This is a genomic window from Rhodococcus sp. 1163, from assembly GCF_002091985.1.
Taxonomy (GTDB): Bacteria; Actinomycetota; Actinomycetes; order Mycobacteriales; family Mycobacteriaceae; genus Rhodococcoides.
On the sequence record NZ_MKKX01000025.1, the window covers coordinates 1 to 6,621 of the forward strand.

The 6,621-nt window shown below is 60.5% G+C and carries 5 protein-coding genes; 1 reads left to right on the forward strand and 4 read right to left on the reverse strand.

Annotated elements, in window-relative coordinates:
• Nucleotides 1-199: 199 nt before the first annotated feature.
• The 3 genes from BJD99_RS11390 to BJD99_RS21430 form a co-directional block, all read right to left on the reverse strand.
• On the reverse strand, nucleotides 200-2,974 hold the full coding sequence (locus BJD99_RS11390; RefSeq protein WP_179142300.1) for a DUF4365 domain-containing protein: 2,775 nt from the start codon (nucleotides 2,972-2,974) through the stop codon (nucleotides 200-202).
• 145 nt (nucleotides 2,975-3,119) lie between these two features.
• Nucleotides 3,120-3,257, reverse strand: a complete 138-nt coding sequence (locus BJD99_RS20965; RefSeq protein WP_179142301.1) for a hypothetical protein — start codon at nucleotides 3,255-3,257, stop codon at nucleotides 3,120-3,122.
• 275 nt (nucleotides 3,258-3,532) lie between these two features.
• Nucleotides 3,533-3,877, reverse strand: a complete 345-nt coding sequence (locus BJD99_RS21430; RefSeq protein WP_143542125.1) for a hypothetical protein — start codon at nucleotides 3,875-3,877, stop codon at nucleotides 3,533-3,535.
• A gap of 119 nt (nucleotides 3,878-3,996) precedes the next feature.
• Here BJD99_RS21430 and BJD99_RS11405 point away from each other — a divergent pair, with 119 nt between their 5' ends.
• Entirely contained in the window at nucleotides 3,997-4,926 is a 930-nt protein-coding gene (locus BJD99_RS11405) for a hypothetical protein (protein WP_084346971.1), read from the forward strand.
• Between the two features lie 388 nt (nucleotides 4,927-5,314).
• On the opposite strand, the gene BJD99_RS11410 is transcribed toward BJD99_RS11405, so the two are convergent.
• A protein-coding gene (locus tag BJD99_RS11410; RefSeq protein WP_143542010.1) for an IS3 family transposase occupies nucleotides 5,315-6,570 on the reverse strand; the annotation gives its coding sequence in 2 pieces (ribosomal slippage) (nucleotides 5,315-6,297 and nucleotides 6,297-6,570; 1,257 coding nt in all).
• Between the last annotated feature and the right edge of the window lie 51 nt (nucleotides 6,571-6,621).

Below are 6,621 nucleotides of genomic sequence, written 5' to 3' on the forward strand. Positions count from 1 at the left end.
TATCCGCCCAGCTCATGGGCAACAAGACTCTAAAACATGATGGCCCCGTTCGCCGGGGACACGGCAATCCTTTCACGTCGGACACGATCTACTTCAGCCTGTTTGCGGGCCGCCTTCCGTGAATCTGCTCGGATTGCGCGTCGCTGCCGCCACATTGAATGTCTGGCCTTCAAGCACGGTGCATAAATCGGCACGCGGTTCACGATCGTGGCTGAAGTGCAGCACGTACATCGGCTCGAACGGTTGCGGAAGGGCTCGATGCAAGCCTCTCTGCCAATCCGAGCGTCGCTTCGTTGACCGGCGTCTCGCGTAGAGCGACCGATACCATCCGCGCCACGAGTGTGCCTGCATCAGCGTCCAGGATGTCGGTCAGTAACGCATCCGCGGTCCCATTGTTCTGCCCTGACACCATCCAGCGAGCCAGGCTATTGGCGACTACTGCCCGCACCCATGGATCTGTGTCGTGAGCCATGACAGTGAGTGAATGTATTGCTGTGGCGGGGTTTCTTTGGGCGACGGCGAGCGCGGCCGAAGCACGTTTGTTCGGGTCACCTGCCAGCAGTGCCCATAATTCTTTGTCCGTCAATGAGTCTGGGGCCAGTGCTCCGAGCGCGGCGGCGGCGTCGCTGCGAATGTCCGTGCCGCCGAAGAGTAAGTGCTCCGGCCGGGCTTCTGCCATGAGAGTTCGAAGGATCGGGATGAGGGTCTGTGCGGTCTCTTGGGGGATGTTGGCTGCGTGCCGGCGGAGAGCCTGTAGGGGGTCCTTGAGGTGCTGCGTGAATACCGAGAAGTGTTGTAGTAATTCAATTACTCGGGCCCATCGTGCGTGGTCGGGGTGCCATGCGTTGAGCAGGATCAGTGTGGCTGCGGTGCTGGTGGTGGCTATCGTGCTGTGGCCCTTCGTGAGGTCTTCGATCTGTTGTGCGATTTGTGTTTCGAGGGCAGCGGTGAGGCATTCGACTGTGGGGGAGGGGAGGTCCCGAACATCGCCGTATGCGTGGAGCGCACTGAGATCACCGGCGGCGATCTTGGCGATCAGTTCGGTGCGTGTGCCGGTATCGTGCGCCGCCAGTATTTCTGTTGCCGCTTCGGTGAACTCGAAGTTGTCAGTTGTACTGGCTGCGCGGCTTGCGAGGGCGTCGAGCTGTTGGGGCGTCCAGGCGTCTTCTGGTATGGATCGCAAGATTTTGGCGTACTCGTGTGCCATTGCTTGATCGTCCATTTCGGGTGCAGCGGTGACCTTTGATATGACGTCGTCGATCGCGCGGGGCGAGGCGGCAGGCGCGACGGCGGCGATCAGATTGTGTATACGAAGTATGGAGTGGAAGCTGTTGATGATTGATCCGGTCTTGGAGACTGGATCGGGGAGCGTGTCGAGTGCCCAGTCGATGCAGCGGTCTGCGGTGATTTCGCTGAGTACATCGGCGGAATGGATCATCAATTCGAGATTGGCGTCGAGAGTGGTGCGGGTCGAGCGGGCAAGGTCAATGGATTCGGCGGTGTCCTTGACCGCTGAGGTTGGTCCGACGTCGAGCAGGTGGGGGACGGCCTGCTTAATTGCATCGACATCGCCAGACGTCCGTAGTGCGGACAGTGCGGCGCCTGCGTCACCAGGGTCAGAACTGACCGTGGCTGTGCGCTTGGCAAGTTGTGCGTACGAGTACCGCCACGTGTTGTGGTCCGCCGAGAAGCCTGCGATCAGGGATGCGGCACGGAGATGGTTCCACGCGCCATCGCTGGCTTGTCGGGACTTTCCTCGTCGAGATGCCCACCGCGCGAACGATTCGTCGGCGGTGTGTTGCAGGCCGGATGCGACTTCCTGTGTGCGCCACCATGAGGCATGTGTATCTCGGCTCGTGATCGTTTCGGCCAGGTCCTGGCTGTTCCAATCGCTCACATCGAAGATGAGGTTTGTAGCGGCGCTGGCTATCGCCAGGGCGGTTGGGTCGTGTGGGTGTGTCTGGCGGAGCGCCTGAACTTCGGTCGCCTCGGCTCGCGCGTCGTCGAGCCGACCGGTTTCCGCCAGGATTCGTGCGCGGTGCACGGTCAGCCAGGCGTGGTCTACCGGCGTGGCCTCGTCACGTGATATATCGGCTTCGAGCACCTTGAGCGCCTCTACGGCTTGGTCTTGCTCGACCAGCAGAGCTGCGGTGGCCGCGGTCGCGGCGGCTCGATCAGCGGGATTGGGGGCAGTGGCGATCAAGTTTTCGAGGTCGTCGATGCTGTCAGTCGCACCGGACACGAGAATGTCATGTAGTGCTGCGTAGAACCGCCATTGCCAGTCAGGAGAGTCCTTGCATTCGTCTAGGATTGGCGCTGCGGTCTTGCGACGTCGGTCAGGTTCGAGATCCTCGCGGCGCATCTTCACGAGCAGTGCTATGGCTTCTACTGCGTTCATTGCTGTGATGTGGAGGTTCGGATGGGGCGCAACAAGGCGCGGCGTCAGCAGTGCGTAACGCAAGCGCTCGTGCTTGAGGATGTGCTCAGCTCCGGTCCACGCACTGCCATCCCATCGCGGCAGAGACCGCCCAGCGGTCACTATCTCCACTAGCGCCTCTGCATGGGCCGGCGCGACACTGGCGGCAGCCGGCACCAAGATCTTGTAGCCCTTACCCGTCGACACGATTCTGTCGGGTGTGACGTGCACCCAGTTCGATTGTCCGGTATCGAGATGGTGAAGAACGATGATGTGCGGAACCTGGTGATTGAGCCAATAGTCGATGTGATCGCCGTCGGACTCGCGGTACCACCAGCCCTCAACTTGACCAGCTGAATCGCGCACGGCCGAATCGAACTGAGAATCTCCACTTTTGACCTGAACTCCGAGCAACGATCCCAAATCGAACCGGCGAGCATCGCGGGCGGCGACCCACAGATCAGTCCCAAGGTCGTGTTCAGTTGGATTGGGTGCAACGCCCCACCCCAGCTCGACGAACTGCTTCGCCACTTCCAGTTCGCCGGCAGATCCAACCAAACCTGTCTCGCTAGCCCGCATCGCTCACCCTTGTTCACTGGTCACGTACAGGCCGGTCCTGTCGCGGCACAGCATGCCAGAGCCATCCGACAGTAAATCTGACGAGCGCCCTCGGTGTCCGCCCGGGGTCGGCAAGACGCACCTGTCAGTTGGATTGGCGCGAGCCGCCGCTCGTGTCCCGAGACCACACGTCATCGGCAAGAGCTTCGATGCGTGCTTGCTCCTGGTCGTTGACTGCCTTGTTCATCTCGTAGCTCAGCTCGTCGAAGAGCTGATGCTTCAAGACGGCTCCGGTCGTGACGAAGGTGTGTATAGCTGGCGAGCCAGAGGAGTCGATCTACGCGGCAACGCTTTGGGCGGTACCGCTGTCGATGTTTTCTTTAGCTGCGGTAGTTCGTTCTAGGTGGTAATCGATAGAATCGTCTTCGCTCCTTCAATCAGGTTGCTGTGGTCGCCGTTCCATTCATGAGGATTTCGTTTATCTTTGTGAAGACTTTTTACGTATGAGTGGAGGACTAGAGCAACTCTCGCCGTCGAAGGCCGTGCACGCAAGACCGGCTACGCCCGAGATCTGTTCGGGTGGCCTGGTCCGATGACGTCTCCGTCGACGTTGGCGACAACGGATGCGACACGAGAAGCGACGCCATGCACCGAGATCTGACCGACATCGTCGCCACGGACCGATCCAGTGGATGCGTCGTCTGCACGTGAGTGCTGGCCGACCCCTATGCCGGCACCTCCATCATATTCACCCGCGGTGAGAGCACCTCGTCGGCCGTGCAGGTCGACCACGTAGTATCTGTCGCTTCGTAGATGGAGATCCGAAAAGACGGTGCCCACGATACCGTCGGTTGCCGACGAGGGTGAGCGCGTCGAAGATGATTTGCGCGGCGAGTCTGGCATCCTCCTTGACGAGCACCGCCGTTGGCCCGTTGGATTGCCGAGCGAGGGGGACAGCCCGGGCACAACGGCTGTACTGGAACATCGGACCTACAAGTCGCAGAATCCGGGGGGGATCGCACATGGCTGAACTCACAGAACACGATGAGCGCTACATTCGCGATTACGTAAACAGCCAGTCCCCTGAGGGTGATCAAGCTGGTCTCGTCCAGAAGATTGGTTCGCGGCGGATGGTGGGCCGTATCCATGACCTCTACGACGTGCACTGCGAGTCGACCCGTTGGTGGGTGATTACGGAGCCAACGAACCTGTACCTGCAAACGGATTTTCCTGAAGTGGAACAGGCCTTGATCTTCCACCTCGGGTTGGGCGTATTCATGGCGGAGCGGAGCCGCGCCGACATCGACGAGGAAGAGGAAGAGCATGTCTCCGGTTCTTGGCGCCGATTCCGTCAAGCCCTTGAGACGATGAATGAGGCGTCCGAGTCGGAAGATTTTCAATCCGTCGGTATCAAGTGCAGGGACGCACTCATCGCGCTTGCGAAAACGCACCTTGACGCACCCTGGGTCGGTGATGTGCACGAGCCTCCGAAAGCCGCTGACTTCAAAGGATGGGCCAACATCTTTGCGGAACGACTCGCAGAGGGTCGGCTGCGCAGCTACCTGAAGTCTCTCGTTGACAAGACCTGGGATCTGACTGTCTGGCTGCAGCACAATGGGAACGCGACACCGATTGACGCCGATCTCGTTTTGGATGCCACGTCGCATCTGATTGGCACTTTTAGCAGGCTCATTCGCAGGCTTGAGGTGGGCGATCCGCAGCGCTGCCCGAAGTGCGAGTCCTACCGACTCGACGAGGACATCCAGCATGACGAAATCAATGAAGGATTCTCGGAATCAACGATCTGCGCAGCCTGTGGCTGGCGATCCGAGCCCACATTCACTTCCTGGGCCGAACACTTTGAGGGCAAGGACGTAGCAGGTTACTTGGCGGGGTCTGGGCTTGGAGTATCGGACCGGCTGCACAAACCAATTCAAGGCTCAGGGAGCTGAGCCAGTCACCAAGCTGGCGCTAAGCGGGGTTCGCTTTCACTCCTCCGGGTGGTGCGCTGGGTCCGCGGGCGGCCCAGCGGGCTTTTCTCAGATCGGCATGTGTTCGGGTGGCGTGTGGAAACAAAGCACTGCGGATCGCGTGTCGGTCCAGTGGTTGTCACGGTGAGCACGAGCGCCGAGCAGTGCGCGGTTGTACATGTTGCGTAGCCAACCTCGCGGTAAGCGAAGCCGTGGAGGAGTGCCGCGTTGACGCGGGTGTTCCATTCGTGCAGCGCGAGCGCCCGGATCCGGCTGCCGCCAACGAGTCCCAGATAGGTACGGAACGTTCGGGACTCAGCCACTGCTCGACACAGGGGCAGAGTGAACCGTCCCGGGTTTCTTGCCGCTCCTACGCTTGCAACATCTCCGGGCGGAGTGCCGATTCTTGACTGTAGTAGACCTCCTCGAACTCTTCTGGTGTGAGGTAGTCGAGGGTGCTGTGGAGTCGGCGTTGGTTGAACCAGTCGACCCACCCCATCGTAGCAAACTCGACATCGTCGATGGTCTTCATCGGCCCGTTCAGGAACGGGCTCCGCTTCGATACCGCCTCGGTCTTGAATAACCCAATTGTGCTCTCCGCCAACGCATTGTCGTAGGCATCTCCGACACTTCCGATCGATGCCGCAATGCCCTCGAGCACAAGCGTTTCCGCGAACGCGATCGAGGTGTATTGGCTGCCGGCGTCGCTGTGATGAATGAGGCCGGGTCCGACGCGGTGTCCACCGTGATCTCGTCGCCACAGCGCCATCTTCAACGCGGTGGTGACCATAGTGGTGTCTTTGACCGTCGAGGCGTGCCAACCGACGATCGCTCGGGAGAAGCAGTCGATGACGAACGCGACGTAGACGAACCCCGCCCACGTCCTGGTGTACGTGAAGTCGGTGACCCACTTCCGATTCGGGGCCTCGGAAGTGAAATCACGGTCGAGCAGGTCAGGGGCCCGTGTGGAATTCTTACCGCCCTGAATCGTGGTGCGGTGCCGCCTGCCTCGGACAACGCCGGACATACCCTCGTCGCCCATCAGTCGGTCGACTGTGCAGGCAGCCGCGCTATGGCCCTTCCTGCGCAGGTGGCGATACATCTTGCGGCGGCCGTAGAGCTCTTCAGGTTCGCCGACCGTGTCGCGGAGCGCGGCGGTGAGGTACGCATCGGAGATCGTGCGGGCCGATGGTGGTGCGCTCTTCCAGTTGCGGTACGTGCGTGGGGCGACCTGCACGCCGTGCTCGGTGAGCACGCGGCAGATCGACTCGACCCGGTAGTTCTGTGCACGCATCTGATCGATGAACTGGACTATCTGCGGCGGCGAGGGTCGAGCTCCCTCGCGAAGAAAATCGATGCCGACTTCAGAATTTCGTTGGCTTCCTTGAGATCTCGGTTCTCACGCTCGAGTTCCTTGATTCGCTGTTGCTCCTCGGTCGTTGCACCGGGAGTTTGGTTGGCATCGATCTGAGCTTGGCGTGTCCAGAGCCGGAGTGACTCCGCGCCGACACCCAGTTTCGGTCCGATTGCCTTGCATGCGCCGTAGACGGAGTTGTACTCGTGGAGGTGGTCGAGGACCATCTTCACCGCACGCTCACGTTGCTCGGCCGGGTAACGCTTCGACATGTGCTTCATCCTTCACAAAGAACGAAGCGGCATCAAACCCGGGACGGTTCA